Source organism: Curtobacterium sp. NPDC089991 (assembly GCF_044748425.1).
Classification (GTDB): domain Bacteria; phylum Actinomycetota; class Actinomycetes; order Actinomycetales; family Microbacteriaceae; genus Curtobacterium.
Genome location: NZ_JBIVGB010000001.1, coordinates 609,925 through 624,907, shown reverse-complemented (window position 1 = coordinate 624,907; position 14,983 = coordinate 609,925). Strand labels below are relative to the sequence as shown.

The following is a 14,983-nucleotide window of genomic DNA, read 5'->3' as shown; positions in this document are numbered from 1 at the left end:
TGTCGCTCACCGCTGCCCGATCAAGCCGTAGGGCAGTCCCGGGTGCTGCTCGGCGATTTCGGTGAGCCGGTTGTACTTTGCGACCCGTTCCCCGCGGGCGGGTGCGCCCGACTTGATCTGCCCAGTACCGGTTCCGACGACGAGGTCGGCGATGAACGTGTCCGTGGTCTCCCCGGAACGGTGGGAGACCATGCTGGCCATCCCGATGCTGGTGGCGGTGGCGATCGCACCGAGGGTCTGGGAGACCGTACCGATCTGGTTCGGCTTGATCAGTGCCGCGTTCGTCAGGTGTTGCTCGCCGCCGTCGCGGATGCGCTGGGGGTCGGTGACGTAGAGGTCGTCGCCGACGGTCTGGATCCGGTCACCGAGCGCCGCTTGCATGCGGCGGAACCCCTCATGGTCGTCCTCAGCGAACCCGTCTTCGATGCTGCGGATCGGGTACGTGTCGATGAGCTGCCGGTAGTAGTCGACCAGCCCGTCCCGGTCGAGGCTGTCGTCGAGCATCCGGTACGAGCCGTCTCCGAGGGAGAACTCGTTCGCGGCCGGATCGAGGGCGATCGCCACCTGGTCGACGCCCGGCTCGTAGCCTGCGGCGCGGATCGCGGTGACCAGCAGGTCGAGCGCTTCCTCGGGTGCAGCGATCGATGGTGCGAAGCCGCCCTCGTCGCCGAGGCCGAGGCTACCGAACCGGTCCCGTACCAGACCCGCGAGGGCGTGGTAGACGTCCGCGCCGATGCGGACAGCGTCGGCCATCGTTGAGGCGTTGACGGGGGCGATCATGAACTCCTGGAAGTCCAGCTTGTTCGCTGCGTGCGCGCCGCCGTTGAGGACGTTGAAGTGCGGGACCGGCATCCGCGGCGTCGAGCCGGTGATCTCGGCGATCCACTGCCAGAGTGGGAGGTCCGCGGCGTGTGCGAGGGCCCGGGAGGCGGCGATGGAGGTTGCGACGACGCTGTTCGCGCCGAGCCGGCGGTACCCGGTGGTGCCGTCGAGTTCGGCGAGGGCGGCGTCGACCTGTCCGATCGCGGACCAGGACCGGCCGGTGAGCAGGCCCGCGATGTCGGTGTTGATCAGGTGGAGCGCCTGGGTGATGTCGCGGCCACCGAACGCTGTTCCGCCGTCGCGGAGCTCGACGGCTTCGTGGGCGCCGGTGGATGCGCCCGCGGGGGCGTCGCCGGTGACGGTGCGGCCGTCGTCGAGTTCGAGCAGGACGCGGACGGTCGGGTAGCCGCGGGAGTCGAGGATGCGGGTGCCGTGGACGGCGTCGATGGTGACGGGGTGGTCGCGGTGGGTGACGTACTCGCCCTGGTGGGCTCCGTGGTGGTGGATGCCGCTGATGTAGTCGTTCATGGTGACGCTCCTTCTGGTCGGGTCATGCGTCGTGGTCGTGCGGATGGAAGGGAAAGCCGCGGGGAGGCGGAGGGGACGACCTGCTGGCGATCACTCAGCGCCAGTGCCTCCCCGCGGCGGTCAAGGGGCCCGTGGATCACGGGTGTCGGGTGTGGGCTTCCTGTGCGGTGCGGATGACGGCTTCGGCAGCAGGACGGTTGGCCCACCCGTTGGTGGTGACGTGCTTGCCGTGTTCGATCTCCTTGTAGTGGGAGAAGAAGTGCTCGATCTCGATGAGGGTGTGCTCCGGGACGTCGCTGATGTCCTGCAGGTCTTCGAACCGGTCGTCGCCGGCGGGGACGGCGAGGATCTTGTCGTCGCCGCCGTTCTCGTCGACCATGCGGAGCATCCCGATCGGCCGGACCGTGATGACGACGCCCGGGAACGTCGGTCGGGGCAGCAGCACGAGCGCGTCGAGGGGGTCGCCGTCATCGCCGAGCGTGTCATCGATGGAGCCGTAGTCCTGGGGGAACACCATGCTGGTGAACACGGCCCGGTCGAGCCGGATCCGGCCGGTGGTGTGGTCGACTTCGTACTTGTTGCCGCTGCCGCGGGGAACCTCGATCGTGTCATCGATGGAGCCGTAGTCCTGGGGGAACACCATGCTGGTGAACACGGCCCGGTCGAGCCGGATCCGGCCGGTGGTGTGGTCGACTTCGTACTTGTTGCCGCTGCCGCGGGGAACCTCGATCGTGACGTCGAACAGCATGGGAAGGCCCGTTCCAGGATGTGGGGTGGCGGTCACAGCAGACCGCCAAGGAGGATGCCGGCGATGGCTGCCGCGACCGAGAGGACGAGCATCCCGAGACCGTTGACGGCTGCGGCGGTGATCCGGCCGCTGCGGGCGAGGCGGACCGTTTCGAAGTTGGCGGTACTGAACGTGGTGTAGCCGCCCATCACCCCGGTGCCGAGCACCGCCACGGGGGCTGCGCCGAGGTGACTGGCGGCGCCGACGATGAGCCCGAGCAGCAGCGACCCGGTGATGTTGATCGTCAACGTGCCGACGGGGAGCCGGAACTCCCGGCCGGTGTTGATCAGCCCGTCGAGGAGGAACCGGCCGGCAGCGCCCACGCCGCCACCGGCCGCGACCGCGACCGCGAGGAGGATGCCGGCGTTCATGCGGACACCGTCCGGGGGCGGAACCAGCCGGCGACCACCAGTCCGACCGCGGTCGCGATCGCACCGGCTATGACGGTCAGTAGCGCGTACCCGGTGCCGGCGAGACCGTGGCCGGTGAGGAACAGTGCGGCGGTGGACTCAGCGAGGGTGCTGTAGGTGGTGAAGCCGCCGAGCACTCCCGTGCCGAGCAGCAGACGCAGGACACGGCGGCGGCCCGCGTCGGGACCGCGATGCGCCAACGCTTCCAGGAGCACCCCGAGCAGCAGCGCTCCGCTGATGTTGATCCAGAAGATCGACCAGCTCACCCCGCCGTCTGCTGGGAGCAGCGCACTGATCACGTCGCGCAGGAGTGTGCCGACCGTGCCACCGACCGCGACGAGGCCGACGTACCGCCACCGCAGGTGCACGGGCCGCATGGCCGTTGCGGGGTCGGAGACGTCCACATCCGGGTCGGAGGGGAGCTGATCATCGGGCATCGGGGTGTCCGTTCGGGTGGTCATGTTCCGCCTTCTGCCGCGACCAGCGCCGCGGCGTGGTGCGCTGCTACCGGATCCAGGAACGCCCCACCACGCGGGACGAGAGCACCCGTCGGCGTAAGCTCATACTGCAGCGGCTGCCCCGTGGGCAGGTTCAGTGCGTGCAGTTCCGGCTCCGTGAGGTCGTCGATGCACGCGCACATGGCGCGGAGCGAGTTGCCGTGCGCGACGACGAGGACGCTCCGACCCGACCGCACCATCGGTAGAAGTCGGTCCTGCAGCACGGGTCGGACCCGATCGATGACATCGGAGAGGGCCTCGGTGCGTCGGAGGGCAGCGTCTGACAGGTCGCGCAGCGCGGAACTTGACCGCAGCGCCGTCCACACTTGCAGGGACATCGCCGGTGGTGCGCCGTTCCGGGACCTGCGGATTCGGGTGTATTCGTCGTCGCCGAGCGTTCGGCGGGCATCGGTCTTGGTCATCCCGGTGAGTGCGCCGTAGTTGCGTTCGTTGAGCTGCCAGACCTTCTCCGTCGGGATGGCGATGCCGAGGGTGTCGAGGACCAGTTCCGCAGTGTGCACGGTGCGTTGCAGCGTCGACGTGAGCACCTGGTCCGGCAAGATGCCTGCTGCCTGCAGGAGCCGCCCCGCGGTCACGGCTTGCTGGACACCCTCGACGGTCAACGGTTCGTCGCGGAGGCCGGTGAAGGTGCCGGCCCGGTTCGCGGTGCTTTCCCCGTGGCGCAGCAGCACCAGCCGGCCCGTCACGACGCATCCCACGGCAGGGCGCTCTCGAACCCGACCGGTGCGTGTGGGACGACCACGACGGGACGGTGCTGCTGGTGCGTCAGGCGGGCGGCGACGGAACCGTTCAAGAACTCCGCAACCCGGCGTCGGCCCGTCTGCGACCCGACGACGATCATTACCGCGTCACGTTGCTCCGCCACCGCCGCCAACGCCCGGCTTGGATCTCCAACCCGAGTGAGGATCTCCACCCGGACCGACCGTGCTGCAGCGAGATCGTGGATGACGGCGACGTCGCGGTCGGGCAGCTGCTGCGGTTCGGTGTCCGCCGTGTCCGGATCGATCGGTTCGATGATCTCCGAACCGTCCCGACGAGTTCCTGCGTTCAGCAGCGCCGGATCCACCGCAACACACACTACCGACGCACCGAAATGCTTCGCGATCAGCGTGGCAACGCCGACAACGCTCTCTACCTGCCCGGACTGTACGCCGGCAACGATCGTGCGGGCGGAGTCTGCCTCGACCATGTCTTCTCCCTATCTCGGGCACGCTGACGCGCGCCGTGCTGAGATAGGGACTGTTGTCGACAGGTGTCGAGGTTGGGTCCGGCAAGCCCCACTACCGGGTCCGAAGACACCACCAGTATGCACCCACCACCACGCACCACGACAGGAAAGTCCCTCCGGCTTCTGCGGAAGGGGTACGGCCTCTGAACGGTACGGCCACGCGACGCATACCCCTGTGCTGATCAATCACCCAGCCGCCACAGACAGCACATACCCCCAGGGGGTACAGTGCCATTAAATCTACCTTGCACTGTGACGTGCTCAACGCTGCAGCTCGACACTCCGACACTCACCGACCTGATCGAAAGACTGATGCTCACCACCACCGCCTCCCCGCGTCGCCGGCTGCTGTTGCAGGCCGTAGCGACGTTGGCGCTGCTGCTGCTGGTCGGGTTCACGGTCCTGATGCACACGATGGCCGGCCACGAGCACCCGATGGCAGCTCCCGCCGCCACCACCGAGCACGTCCATGCCGTCGCAAACCGCCACGGGGAGCATGCCGCTCCCGCGGCCGCGGTGCTGACGGTCCTCACCGACGCCGGCTGTGACAGCGGCCTGTGCGCGCTGATGTGCTCGCTGATGGGGATGGCGTGCGCGCTGACGATCGCCCTGTTCGCATGGGCGCTAGTGCGCGCACGGACCGGCGGCGTCCTCGCGCTGCTGTCGCGACTGCTTGCGCTGGCTGACCGGCTGCCGCGCCACATCGCAGCACCGAAACCACCGTCACTGACGGCACTGCAGATCATCCGCATCTGATCCTCCCCCTGCGGGACCACACCGCCGCAGGGCGGCTCCCGCATGCCCAGAACCGGGAGGCATCCGCCTGCCCGGACCAATTGACGCATACACGGGAACGGACCTTCCATGCACACCACCACGACCACGCGCATCCTCGCGATCGCCGCCTCGCTCACCCTCGGCCTGACCCTCGCGAGCTGCTCCACCAACAACAGCAGCTCCGACGCGGGCTCGTCCGCCTCGTCGAGATCGGCCGCGTCGGCGCACAACGACCAGGACGTGATGTTCGCGCAGATGATGCTGCCGCACCACGAGCAGGCCGTCGAGATGAGCGACGTGCTCCTCGCCAAGGGCGACGGTGTTGACCCCAACGTCGCCACCCTGGCGAAGCAGATCAAGGCCGAGCAGGGTCCGGAGATCACTCAGCTCACCAGCTGGCTGCAGGGCTGGGGTGAGCCCACGGAGTCGGAGCACCCTGGGTCGGGGCACTCCATGTCCGGGATGATGTCCGATTCCGACATGACCGACCTTGACCAGGCATCCGCGAAGGACGCCGGGAAGCTGTTCCTGCAGCAGATGGTCCAGCACCACGAGGGCGCCGTCGATATGGCCAGGAGCGAAGTCGACAAGGGCAAGAACACCGACGCGGTCGCGATGGCGAAGTCAATCGTGTCGAGCCAGACCGAGCAGATCACGCAGATGAAGGACATGCTCGCGTCCAAGTGACCGGTTCTTCCCCGTTCGTGACCACCCTGTCGCGGCAGAATATGCCCGCGACGTGAAGAAGCAGGTGTATATGTTCGTGATCAACGCAGTCGGTGACGCCCTAGTAGCAGCCGGCTCGATGGGGTGGGAGATCCTCTGGCCCCTCATCCTCGGCTTCACCCTCTCCGGCATCATCCAAGCCGTCGTCCGCACCGACCAGATCACCAAGCTCATGCGCGACGACTCCCCCCGAGCGATCAGCGTCGCAACCGGCCTGGGCGCACTGTCCTCGTCCTGCTCCTACGCCGCCGTCGCCCTCGCACGGGCGCTCTTCCGCAAGGGCGCGAGCCTGTCGTCGGCCATGGCGTTCGAGGTCGCCTCCACGAACCTCGTCGTCGAGCTCGGCCTGATCCTCGCGTTCGTCATGGGCTGGCAGTTCACCGCAGCGGAGTTCGTCGGCGGACCGCTGATGATCATCCTCATCGCCCTCGGGTTCCGGCTCTGGATGCGCGGGAAGATCGTCGACGCCGCCCGCGAACAGGCCGACAAGGGCCTCGCCGGCGCGATGGAGGGCCACGCAGCCATGGACATGTCCGTGCAGGGCGACCAGGGCTTCTGGCGGCGACTGTTCTCGAGGCCCGGGCTCACGAGCGTGTCGCAGTACTTCGTCATGGACTGGGCATCCGTCATCCGCGACATCGTCATCGGCCTACTCATCGCCGGCGCCTTCGACGCCTGGGTCCCGAAGGCGTGGCTGCAAGCGCTGTTCCTCGAGGGACACCCGACGCTCGCGTTCCTGATCGACCCGCTCATCGGACCGATCCTGGCGATGGTGAGCTTCGTCTGCTCCGTCGGCAACGTCCCCCTCGCAGCGGTCCTCTGGAACGGTGGGATCAGCTTCGGCGGTGTGATCAGCTTCATCTTCGCCGACCTGATCATCATCCCGATCATCATCATCTACCGGAAGTACTACGGCTGGAAAGCAGCCCTCCGCATCACCGGGATCTTCTACGGCGCCATGGTCCTCGCCGGCTACGCCGTCGAACTGCTCTTCACCCCGCTGCACCTTATCCCCACGAACCGGCACCTCACCATCGTGACGACCTCGATCAGCTGGAACTACACCACCTGGCTCAACATCGTGTTCCTGCTCGTCGCGGCGTTCCTGCTCGTCGTCTTCACCCGCAGCGGCTCATGGCCCATGCTCCGCATGATGAGTGACCACCCCGATACCCACGACCAGGCAAACGCCAAGCACAGCCAGCCCTGACCCGACCGGCCACGCCGACAGGGCAAGCTAGGCCACACAGCATTGTCGGAATCACGCCACAAAGCGTTCCCAGCCACACGCAAAGCGCGCCGCGCCGGCGTTACACGTAGCGGAACTCAGTGCCGGTTTCTACGTGCCGTTTCCACTGCCGTCCGACGCGTTCCGCTACGTTCTGAGTCATGGGTGAGCTTCTCGGGTACGCGCGGGTGTCGACAACCGATCAGGACGCGGCGCTGCAGCTCGACGCGTTGAACGCTGCCGGCTGCTACCGGGTGTGGGTCGACACAATGTCAGGATCGCTCGAGCACCGTCCGGAGCTCACCAAGCTGCTCGATCAGCTCCGACCAGGCGACACTCTCGTCGTGTGGCGACTCGACCGGCTCGGACGATCCATCCGGCATCTGATCGACCAGCTGCAGGCACTGGGGGAGCGAGGTGTCGGGTTCCGATCCTTGCAAGAGACGATCGACACAACCTCACCCGGCGGCCGGCTCGTGTTCCACGTCTTCGCCGCCCTGGCCGAGTTCGAACGGGATCTCATCCGAGAACGCACGCACGCCGGCCTCACGGCCGCTCGAGCTCGAGGGCGGAACGGCGGTCGGCCGCCTCGACTGTCGGCCGATCAGGTACGAACTGCCAGGCGCCTGTACGAGCAACAGGACATGACGGTCGCCCAGATCGGCGACGTTCTCGGCGTCAGTAGGACCACGGTGTACAGGGCACTCCGGCGCGAGAGCGAGCCAGTCGCAGGCCGACGTCGAAAGACGTCCGGCTGACGGTCGGGCACCGCGCGGTCCGTGCGACCGATGAGCACGGGGTGTTGCGACATGTCTAGAGCCAAGACCACATCTGTCGCGGAACCCCCTGAATCGACCCCATGACTGCGGCTCTCAACCGCACTGGGGCCGTGGCGTTGGGGCATACCTCAGCACTACGTCGATACGTGCTGACGCGGCAACTCGATCGCAGCCGCCCTTGCGGCACAGATGATCGGCCGTCGGTGATGTCGGAGGTGTGATGAATAATTAGGATACGCGTGGCGATGGTGCCCGCAGAGATGAGAACCCATGCCCGAGACCGCCGTCACTTGGCTCCGCAACACGACTAACTACTGGACGCCGTCGTCAACACAGTTTGCTGGAGCACGCAGTCACAGAGAGTCGATCCAGACTCGTCTCGACTCCGACCTCGGCATCTTCGGCATGTTTGAGATCGGCTCTCTTCGGCACGGAACTGGCATCTGGCTGTACAGCGACGCCGACTACCTCGTCTCGCTGAAGGGAACGAAACCGATCTCGCCTTTGACAACGTTAAACAAGGTGAAGTCGTCGCTACAGGCTCGGTTCCCGTCTACGACGGTCGTGGTTCGTCAGCCTGCAGTCGTGTGCCGCTTCTCAGACGGCGATGTTGAGGTTGTCCCTGGGTATTATACAGACGGGGGCTACTCAATCCCAGACCCGACCGGAGGATGGATGCTCACCCACCCAAGTGCGCACAACACCTGGGTGAACGAAGTCAACAAGAAGTTCGACGGTGCTGCAAAGAAACTCGCCCGGCAGGTAAAAATCTGGAAGTATAAGCGGAACGTGCCGGTCTCGTCCTGCTACCTCGAGATGCGCGCCGCCAAGCACATCGATGGTGAGGACACGTACTTGCCGCTGTGGGACCTTTACCTGTCTCTTAACAAAATGAAGACAGCGGAGCTTGCCGCAATGAACGACCCCACCGGACTTGGTTCACGTTTTACCGCCACCTCGTCGGAATCGAATCGCGTAGATGCGCTGTCGAAACTATCCACCGCCGTATCGCGGGCATTGAAGGCGAAGGACTACGCCGCGGCCGGTGACGACGAGAATGCAATTGCACAGCTAAAGCTGCTGTTCAATGTCTGAGCTTACGGGGCCGTCTGACTACTCCGCACCCTCCAGCGCTACAATTCAGCAACGGCAGAATGGGCTCCACGCGCTTCGCTTGCTCATTGCTCAACGCCGGCTTTACACGGGAGCGAAGCGGTGGCAGGGCGTGCGATGGGTTGGCCTCCTTGTATTGGGAGTGGGAGCCCCGTTCGTGTCACTGCTCGCACCGACGTTCGCGATCACTGCGGGTGCCGTCACCGGAGTCTGGCTCTTCGCCGGGCGCACCATCCTGACCTGGTTGGAAACTCGAAGCATGGTGAAGGCTGCATGCGTGCAAGAGGAGCTCGATCACTACCTTTTCGATATGCCTCAGACCATCACTCGCGCCGAGCGCCCAACACCAGAAGAAATTGATCTGTTAATCCGTAGTGACGACGTGCGAGGAATTGCTGACCGTGAGAGGCTTACGAATTGGTACCCGGTTGATGTGGAGTCTCCAGGGGCAGTAACGATTGCGATCGCGCAACGGGCGAACGCCTCCTATACCGACCGCCTCATCCGGACTACCGTCGCCGTGTGGGCGGCAGTCACTGTTGTTTGGGTGGCCTCGCTAATTCTGTGGGCAGGGCTGACAGGAATTGCCCTGTCAGACTTCCTTCTAGGTGCTCTTTTTCCCGTGCTTCCAGCGTTTCTCGACGTAGCTGAGTACGTCATGAACACGTGGAAAGCAGCGCGGGACCGTGCTGACCTCGCGACAACGATCGAGTCGCGTTTGGCTGTTGCTTCTCCGAGTATTGACGGGCAAGACCTCCTTGTCTGGCAGGAGAGACTGTTCGATCTGCGCCGGACCACACCTCAGGTGCCAAACTGGCTGTACAGAGCTACTCGCCGCCGAAACGAGCATGCAATGATTGCTGCTGCTCGTCAGCTGCGGACCGATCGTTGATTTTGGGTGAGTACCCGCAGGGACGCCGACCGCGCAGAATCTTCGGAAAGCGCTCGGAGCGGCGCTGCGCAAACAATTGGTGACGGGACTGAGAGGCGGATGGCTCCGCTGACATAAAACCGCGGTATCGGTGCCAATGAGAAGAGCCGGCCGCCCTCGAGGGCGCCCGGCTCTTTTCGTGGGGGAGTGGCGTCAGTGTGCAGCCTCGTAGGCGTCGCGGACGGCCTGGCTGATGCGGCCGCGGGAGGAGACCTCGTGGCCGTTCGCGTTGGCCCATTCGCGGATCTTCGCGAGCTCTTCCGAGTTCCCGCGCTTCGGCGCGCTGCCGGCACTGGGTCGTCCGGCCCGGCCCGTGACCTTGCGGGCTGCGGCGATGTAGTCGGAAAACGCTTCGCGGAGCGTGTCAGCGTTGTCGTCGGTGAGATCGATCTCGTAGTAGGCGCCGTCGAAGCCGAACGTGATGGTGCGGCCCTTGCCGTCTTCGATGGTGTCGCCGGTGAGGTCGTCGACGAGGTGCGTGGTGACTTTCTGCGCCATGGGAGGTCGCCTTTCGCTCGGGGATCATCTCCACCCTGGCATAGCTGATCCCGTAGAACGCTTCGTTCGTTCTTCTTCCGATCGGCTGGTCGGGCAGACTGAGTGTGATGTCTGATTCGTCGCCAGCTGTATCCGGGCATGCCGCTGCTCTTGCCGAGCTGAAGCAGCAAGTGCGCGCAGGCCGATTTGCGGCGCAGCGCCGCGTGAACACGGAACTCGTCCGTCTGTACTGGGGGATCGGTTCGACGATCCTGCAGCGCCAGGGTGACGAGGGGTGGGGCAGCAACGTCATCGGCCGGCTCGCGGCGGATCTGCGTGCTGAGTTTCCGGAGATGAAGGGCTTCTCCCCGCGGAACCTCGCGTACATGCGCGCGTTTGCTGCCGCCTGGCCGGATGAGCAGATTCTGCAACAGGCTGTTGCACAACTGCCCTGGGGGCACGTCACCGTGCTCCTTGACCGGCTCGATGGCCACGCGCTCCGGGACTGGTACGCAGGCCACACTCGAGCGTCTTGCCGTGGATTCCTGCATTAAACGCAGGAAGCCCTTGCCTGCGGGCAGGCCCCAGTCGCCCCGAGCGGGTTTCCAGGTTCTTCCTGGCGGACAGATTCTCTGGCTGATCAGGTAAAACGCTGCGGTACAAGCGGTGCCGGAGTTGTTGCACTAGATGCAACTCACGATGTTTATGCGCCGATAATGCATATTATGTCAACTCAGTTTCGGACAGGGGCTCCCCGTGCGTGAACTCGTCCTGAAGATGTCGATGTCGTTGGACGGCTTCGTGGCCGCTCCCCAAGCTGAGTCGGACTGGATGTTCCGCGGCGGGAGTCCGGACTCGATGGCTTGGGTGCTCGACGTCGTCGCTGGTGCGGGCGTGCACGCCTTCGGCCGCAAGACCTTCGAGATCATCTCAGGTTTCTGGCCGACGGCGCCCGGGCCGATCGCCGAACCGATGAACCGGATCCCCAAGGTCGTCTTCACCACACAGCGCGACTTCGATCCACGCTCGGTGCCGGTCCCCGACCCCGACTCCCCCGCGGCGGCGACCTGGACGGGTGCACGAGTCGCACCCGGACCGCTCGAAGCCGAGGTGACAGCGCTGAAGCAGGAGTCGGGCGGGTACGTCCTCGCTCAGGGCGGGACGGAGTTCGGTCGCAGCCTGGTCCGGGCTGGTCTGGTCGACGAGTACCGGCTGGCGGTCCTGCCCGTCGCGCTCGGGTCAGGCGATGGCGTGTTCGCCGACCTGACGGACGAGCTTGATCTCGAACTGATCAGTTCTCAGGCCTTCGCCGGCGGCGCGCTCGGACTGGTCTACCGACCGAAGCGCTGAGCAGTTCCCGAGACGGCGCCGAGCAGTTCAGGAGACGGCGCCGAGCAGTTCAGAAGACGGCGACGGTCATCCCGGTCGACGTGGCGGGACGGTCCATGGCGACGATCGCCCCGGGCAGATCGTCGAAACCGATCGTCCGACCGATCGAGTCGTCCGGACGCAGTCGCCCGGTGACGACGTCGGCGAGCATCGCCGCGTACTCCCCCACGGAGATCCCGTGGCTGCCGAGCAGTTCGAGCTCATCAGCGATGACGCGGCCCATCGGGATCACCGGGTCGGCCTCGTCGTCGAGCAGCAGGCCGACCTGCACGTGACGTCCCCGAGGGCGCAGGGAGGCGACCGCTGCGACGGAGGTCGCTCGGCTGCCGAACGCGTCGATCGAGACGTGCGCGCCGCCGTCGGTGCGAGCGCGGACTGCGGCGACGGCTCCGTCGTCCATCGGCACGGTGACGGCACCGAGTGCCGCCGCACGTTCGAGCGCCGCCGACGAGACGTCCACCGCGACGACCTGTGCGCCCGCCGCGACCGCGACGATGATCGTCGACAGGCCGACGCCGCCGCAGCCGAACACGACCACCCACTCCCCTGCTGCGACCCGACCTCGGGCGTGCAGGGCGTGGTACGCCGTCCCGAACCGGCACCCGAGTGCTGCGGCCTCGGCGAAGCCCACGGCGTCCGGGAGCGCGACCACGTTGACGTCGGCGTGCGGGATGACGACCGACTCGGCGTGGGAACCGGGCAGCGTGAACCCGGGTTGCTGCTGGCGCGTGCACACCTGGGTGGCGCCGTCGACGCACTCCGGGCACGTCCCGCAGGCGAAGACGAAGGGCGCGGTCACCCGGTCACCGACCGACACCCGGGTCACCGCGTCCCCGACGGCCGTGACGACACCGGCGAACTCGTGCCCGGGGACGTGCGGCAGTGCGACGGAGTCGTCGTGCCCCTTCCAGGCGTGCCAGTCACTGCGGCACACCCCGGTGGCCGCGACCCGGACGACGACACCGTGGTCCGGTGCCACCGGATCGGGCAGGTCGACGATCGACGGGGCGGATCCGAACTGGTCGTACTGGACTGCGCGCATCCCGCCATCGTCCCAGACGGTGGTGCCGCGTTGTCCACAGGCGACGGATTGGCCGTTGCCCGCCGACGGCGACCGCCGGTTCACTGGTCCCATGGACGAACCGACCGCACTGCACTTCTCCGCCGACCCCGCCGACCTCGACGTCGACCGCGTGCACCGCTGGCTCAGCGAGCAGTCGTACTGGGCGCGGGGTCGCAGTCGTGCCACCCAGGACGCGATCATCGCCGGGTCCCGCAACTTCGGCGTCTACGACACGGCGACGGGTGCACAGCTCGGGTACGCCCGGGTGATCACCGACGGGGTGACGTTCGGCTGGCTGGCCGACGTGTTCGTCGATCCGGACGCTCGTGGCCGTGGTGTCGGCGTCGCCCTCGTGCAGGGCGTGACCGAGGCGATCGAGCCACTCGGATTGAAGCGGTTCGCCCTGTTCACCGCGGATGCGCACGGACTGTACGAGCGGTTCGGGTTCCGTCCGCTCCCCGACCCGGAAGGCTGGATGATGCGCCCCGGGCCGGGGTTCGGCGCCGACGTGCACGACTGAACCGGACGCCGTGACCTCAGTACTCGATGCGGCCGTCCCGGTTGTGGAACTCTCCCGTGGGCCCGTCCGGCCCGACGGTGGCGAGCGCGACGGTCGCGTCCGTGCCCTCGGTGATCGTCTGGTGGCCACCGAACCCGTTGAACTCGGTGGCGGTGTACCCGGGGTCGCTGACGTTGACGCGGAACCCCGGCAGGTTCTTCGCGTACTGCACGGTCAACGCGATCACCGCGGCCTTCGACGCGGCGTAGGGAACCGCCGGCACCGCGTACTCGTCGTGGCCCGGGGTCGTCAACCACCGCGCGAACCCGACGCCCGAGGCGACGTTCACGATCACGGGGTGGTCGGATGCCCGCAGGAGCGGGAGCGCTGCCTGCGTGACCCGGACGATGCCGGTGACGTTGGTGTCGAGCACGGCGGACATGGCCGCGGCGTCCAGGTCGTCGACGCCGAACGACGTCCCGAGGATGCCGGCGTTGTTCACGAGCACGTCGAGGACGGGGATTGTCGCGATCGCGGCGTCGATGCTGTCCTGGTCGGTCACGTCGAGCTGGACCACCTGGGCACCGAGGGCGCGTGCTCCGTCGCCGGTGGACGGATCGCGCATGCCGGCGTACACGGTGTGGCCCGCGTCGACCAGGCGGCGGACGGTCTCGAGCCCCAGGCTGCGGTTGGCTCCGGTGATGAGTGTCGTTGTCATGCCCCCACTCTCCGCCCGAGCGGCTGACTCCCCCAGGCACCGTGCGACGGTGGGACCACCAGTACCAGGACGGACGGGAGGCGCGGGGCGAAGATGGTGGACATGAGCGAGTTCGCGAGTGTGTTGCGTTCCTGGCGCGACCGCGTCCGTCCCGAAGAGGTCGGCCTGCCGGCCGGGCCCGGCCGACGGACCCCGGGTCTCCGACGCGAGGAGCTCGCAGCGCTCGCCGGGGTGAGCGTCGACTACGTCGTCCGCCTCGAGCAGGGCCGTGCGCTGAACCCCTCACCGCAGCTGCTCGGCGCCCTCGCCACGGCGCTCCGGCTCACCGCGGCCGAGCGCGACCACCTGTGCCGGGTCGCGGGCGTCGCTCCCCCGTCGCTCCAGGTCGTCCCGCGGCACATCACCCCCGGGGTGCAGCGGCTCGTCGACCGGCTCGGCGACGTCCCGATCGCGGTGTTCACGGCGACGCACGACATCGTGCTGTGGAACGACCTGTGGGCTGCGCTGAACGGTGACCCCTCGCGGGCCGTCGGCATCGAGCGCAACCTGGTGTGGCGGCACTTCATGCACGCGCACGACGGTGTCGAGTGGGACGACGAGCACCAGGAGGAGTTCTCGAGCGACCTCGCAGCGGACCTCCGGCAGGCATCCGGCCGCTACCCCGCCGACCGCGACCTGGCCGAACTCGTCGCGCGGCTGCGCCGGGAGTCACCCGAGTTCGAACGCCGCTGGGACACCGGTCGCATCGCCGAGCACCGGGCGAGCCGCAAGCAGGTGCACACGCCCGTCGGCCCGATCGAGATCGACTGCGACGTGCTGACGGTCCCGGGCGGCGACCTGCGGATCGTCGTCTACACCGCGGTTCCCGGCACCGAGGACGCCGCGAAGCTCGACCTGCTGCGCGTCACCGGCCTCCAGCAGTTCACGACGGCGCAGTAAAGCATCCAGCACCAGCACCCTGCCGGTGGAGCGTCGGCCGGGTGCGCGTGC

General features: G+C 67.0%; 18 protein-coding genes and 1 pseudogene. 10 read left to right on the top strand and 9 right to left on the bottom strand.

All coding sequences use genetic code 11. From position 1 onward, the window contains the following. Nucleotides 1–6: 6 nt before the first annotated feature. The 6 genes from eno to ACIPV1_RS02970 form a co-directional block, all read right to left on the bottom strand. Nucleotides 7–1,350: a phosphopyruvate hydratase gene (gene eno / locus ACIPV1_RS02995; protein WP_123340877.1), complete on the bottom strand. Its 1,344-nt coding sequence runs from the start codon at nucleotides 1,348–1,350 to the stop codon at nucleotides 7–9. A 136-nt stretch (nucleotides 1,351–1,486) separates the two neighbouring features. Next, entirely contained in the window at nucleotides 1,487–2,098 is a 612-nt protein-coding gene (locus tag ACIPV1_RS02990; RefSeq protein WP_402725756.1) for an inorganic diphosphatase, read from the bottom strand. A 32-nt stretch (nucleotides 2,099–2,130) separates the two neighbouring features. After that, nucleotides 2,131–2,508 (bottom strand): CrcB family protein, encoded by a 378-nt coding sequence (locus tag ACIPV1_RS02985; protein ID WP_123937995.1) that lies wholly within the window; start codon nucleotides 2,506–2,508, stop codon nucleotides 2,131–2,133. Then, nucleotides 2,505–3,008: a CrcB family protein gene (locus ACIPV1_RS02980; protein WP_235035968.1), complete on the bottom strand. Its 504-nt coding sequence runs from the start codon at nucleotides 3,006–3,008 to the stop codon at nucleotides 2,505–2,507. The genes ACIPV1_RS02985 and ACIPV1_RS02980 overlap by 4 nt, the downstream gene beginning before the upstream one ends. Beyond that, nucleotides 3,005–3,751, bottom strand: coding sequence for a 2,3-diphosphoglycerate-dependent phosphoglycerate mutase (locus tag ACIPV1_RS02975; RefSeq protein ID WP_123293726.1), 747 nt, complete (start codon nucleotides 3,749–3,751; stop codon nucleotides 3,005–3,007). The genes ACIPV1_RS02980 and ACIPV1_RS02975 overlap by 4 nt, the downstream gene beginning before the upstream one ends. Beyond that, complete coding sequence (locus tag ACIPV1_RS02970; RefSeq protein WP_123293725.1) at nucleotides 3,748–4,254, bottom strand: universal stress protein; 507 nt, start codon at nucleotides 4,252–4,254, stop codon at nucleotides 3,748–3,750. The genes ACIPV1_RS02975 and ACIPV1_RS02970 overlap by 4 nt, the downstream gene beginning before the upstream one ends. Nucleotides 4,255–4,605: 351 nt before the next feature. Between ACIPV1_RS02970 and ACIPV1_RS02965 the strand changes: the two genes are divergently transcribed. The 6 genes from ACIPV1_RS02965 (at nucleotide 4,606) to ACIPV1_RS02940 (ending at nucleotide 9,808) form a co-directional block, all read left to right on the top strand. Further along, complete coding sequence (locus tag ACIPV1_RS02965; RefSeq protein ID WP_123340876.1) at nucleotides 4,606–5,049, top strand: hypothetical protein; 444 nt, start codon at nucleotides 4,606–4,608, stop codon at nucleotides 5,047–5,049. A 108-nt stretch (nucleotides 5,050–5,157) separates the two neighbouring features. Beyond that, on the top strand, nucleotides 5,158–5,757 hold the full coding sequence (locus ACIPV1_RS02960; RefSeq protein ID WP_123293723.1) for a DUF305 domain-containing protein: 600 nt from the start codon (nucleotides 5,158–5,160) through the stop codon (nucleotides 5,755–5,757). Nucleotides 5,758–5,809: 52 nt separating this feature from the next. Beyond that, entirely contained in the window at nucleotides 5,810–7,006 is a 1,197-nt protein-coding gene (locus ACIPV1_RS02955) for a permease (RefSeq protein WP_200849224.1), read from the top strand. A gap of 179 nt (nucleotides 7,007–7,185) precedes the next feature. Then, the gene (locus ACIPV1_RS02950) at nucleotides 7,186–7,782 is read left to right on the top strand and encodes a recombinase family protein (protein WP_123937997.1); all 597 of its coding nucleotides are present in this window, start codon (nucleotides 7,186–7,188) and stop codon (nucleotides 7,780–7,782) included. A 291-nt stretch (nucleotides 7,783–8,073) separates the two neighbouring features. Then, nucleotides 8,074–8,898 (top strand): SMODS domain-containing nucleotidyltransferase, encoded by an 825-nt coding sequence (locus ACIPV1_RS02945; protein ID WP_123937999.1) that lies wholly within the window; start codon nucleotides 8,074–8,076, stop codon nucleotides 8,896–8,898. Next, nucleotides 8,891–9,808: an S-4TM family putative pore-forming effector gene (locus tag ACIPV1_RS02940; protein ID WP_228508134.1), complete on the top strand. Its 918-nt coding sequence runs from the start codon at nucleotides 8,891–8,893 to the stop codon at nucleotides 9,806–9,808. Before ACIPV1_RS02945 ends, ACIPV1_RS02940 begins: the two co-directional genes overlap by 8 nt. 192 nt (nucleotides 9,809–10,000) lie before the next feature. Here ACIPV1_RS02940 and ACIPV1_RS02935 read toward each other — a convergent pair whose 3' ends face one another. Further along, complete coding sequence (locus tag ACIPV1_RS02935) at nucleotides 10,001–10,345, bottom strand: Lsr2 family protein (RefSeq protein WP_123938003.1); 345 nt, start codon at nucleotides 10,343–10,345, stop codon at nucleotides 10,001–10,003. Between the two features lie 107 nt (nucleotides 10,346–10,452). On the opposite strand from ACIPV1_RS02935, the pseudogene ACIPV1_RS02930 reads away from it, so the two are divergent. Next, nucleotides 10,453–10,842, top strand: a pseudogene (locus tag ACIPV1_RS02930) (DUF1016 N-terminal domain-containing protein); the annotation flags it as partial. A 238-nt stretch (nucleotides 10,843–11,080) separates the two neighbouring features. After that, nucleotides 11,081–11,674: a dihydrofolate reductase family protein gene (locus ACIPV1_RS02925; protein ID WP_123938004.1), complete on the top strand. Its 594-nt coding sequence runs from the start codon at nucleotides 11,081–11,083 to the stop codon at nucleotides 11,672–11,674. A 49-nt stretch (nucleotides 11,675–11,723) separates the two neighbouring features. On the opposite strand, the gene ACIPV1_RS02920 is transcribed toward ACIPV1_RS02925, so the two are convergent. After that, nucleotides 11,724–12,755 carry an alcohol dehydrogenase catalytic domain-containing protein gene (locus ACIPV1_RS02920; protein ID WP_123938005.1) on the bottom strand — a complete coding sequence of 344 codons (1,032 nt, stop codon included), beginning with the start codon at nucleotides 12,753–12,755 and terminating at the stop codon, nucleotides 11,724–11,726. A gap of 91 nt (nucleotides 12,756–12,846) precedes the next feature. On the opposite strand from ACIPV1_RS02920, the gene ACIPV1_RS02915 reads away from it, so the two are divergent. After that, nucleotides 12,847–13,296, top strand: a complete 450-nt coding sequence (locus ACIPV1_RS02915) for a GNAT family N-acetyltransferase (protein WP_123938006.1) — start codon at nucleotides 12,847–12,849, stop codon at nucleotides 13,294–13,296. A 16-nt stretch (nucleotides 13,297–13,312) separates the two neighbouring features. Here ACIPV1_RS02915 and ACIPV1_RS02910 read toward each other — a convergent pair whose 3' ends face one another. After that, on the bottom strand, nucleotides 13,313–13,993 hold the full coding sequence (locus ACIPV1_RS02910) for an SDR family NAD(P)-dependent oxidoreductase (RefSeq protein WP_123938007.1): 681 nt from the start codon (nucleotides 13,991–13,993) through the stop codon (nucleotides 13,313–13,315). 102 nt (nucleotides 13,994–14,095) lie between these two features. On the opposite strand from ACIPV1_RS02910, the gene ACIPV1_RS02905 reads away from it, so the two are divergent. Beyond that, the gene (locus tag ACIPV1_RS02905) at nucleotides 14,096–14,932 is read left to right on the top strand and encodes a helix-turn-helix domain-containing protein (protein WP_123938008.1); all 837 of its coding nucleotides are present in this window, start codon (nucleotides 14,096–14,098) and stop codon (nucleotides 14,930–14,932) included. Nucleotides 14,933–14,983 lie beyond the last annotated feature (51 nt).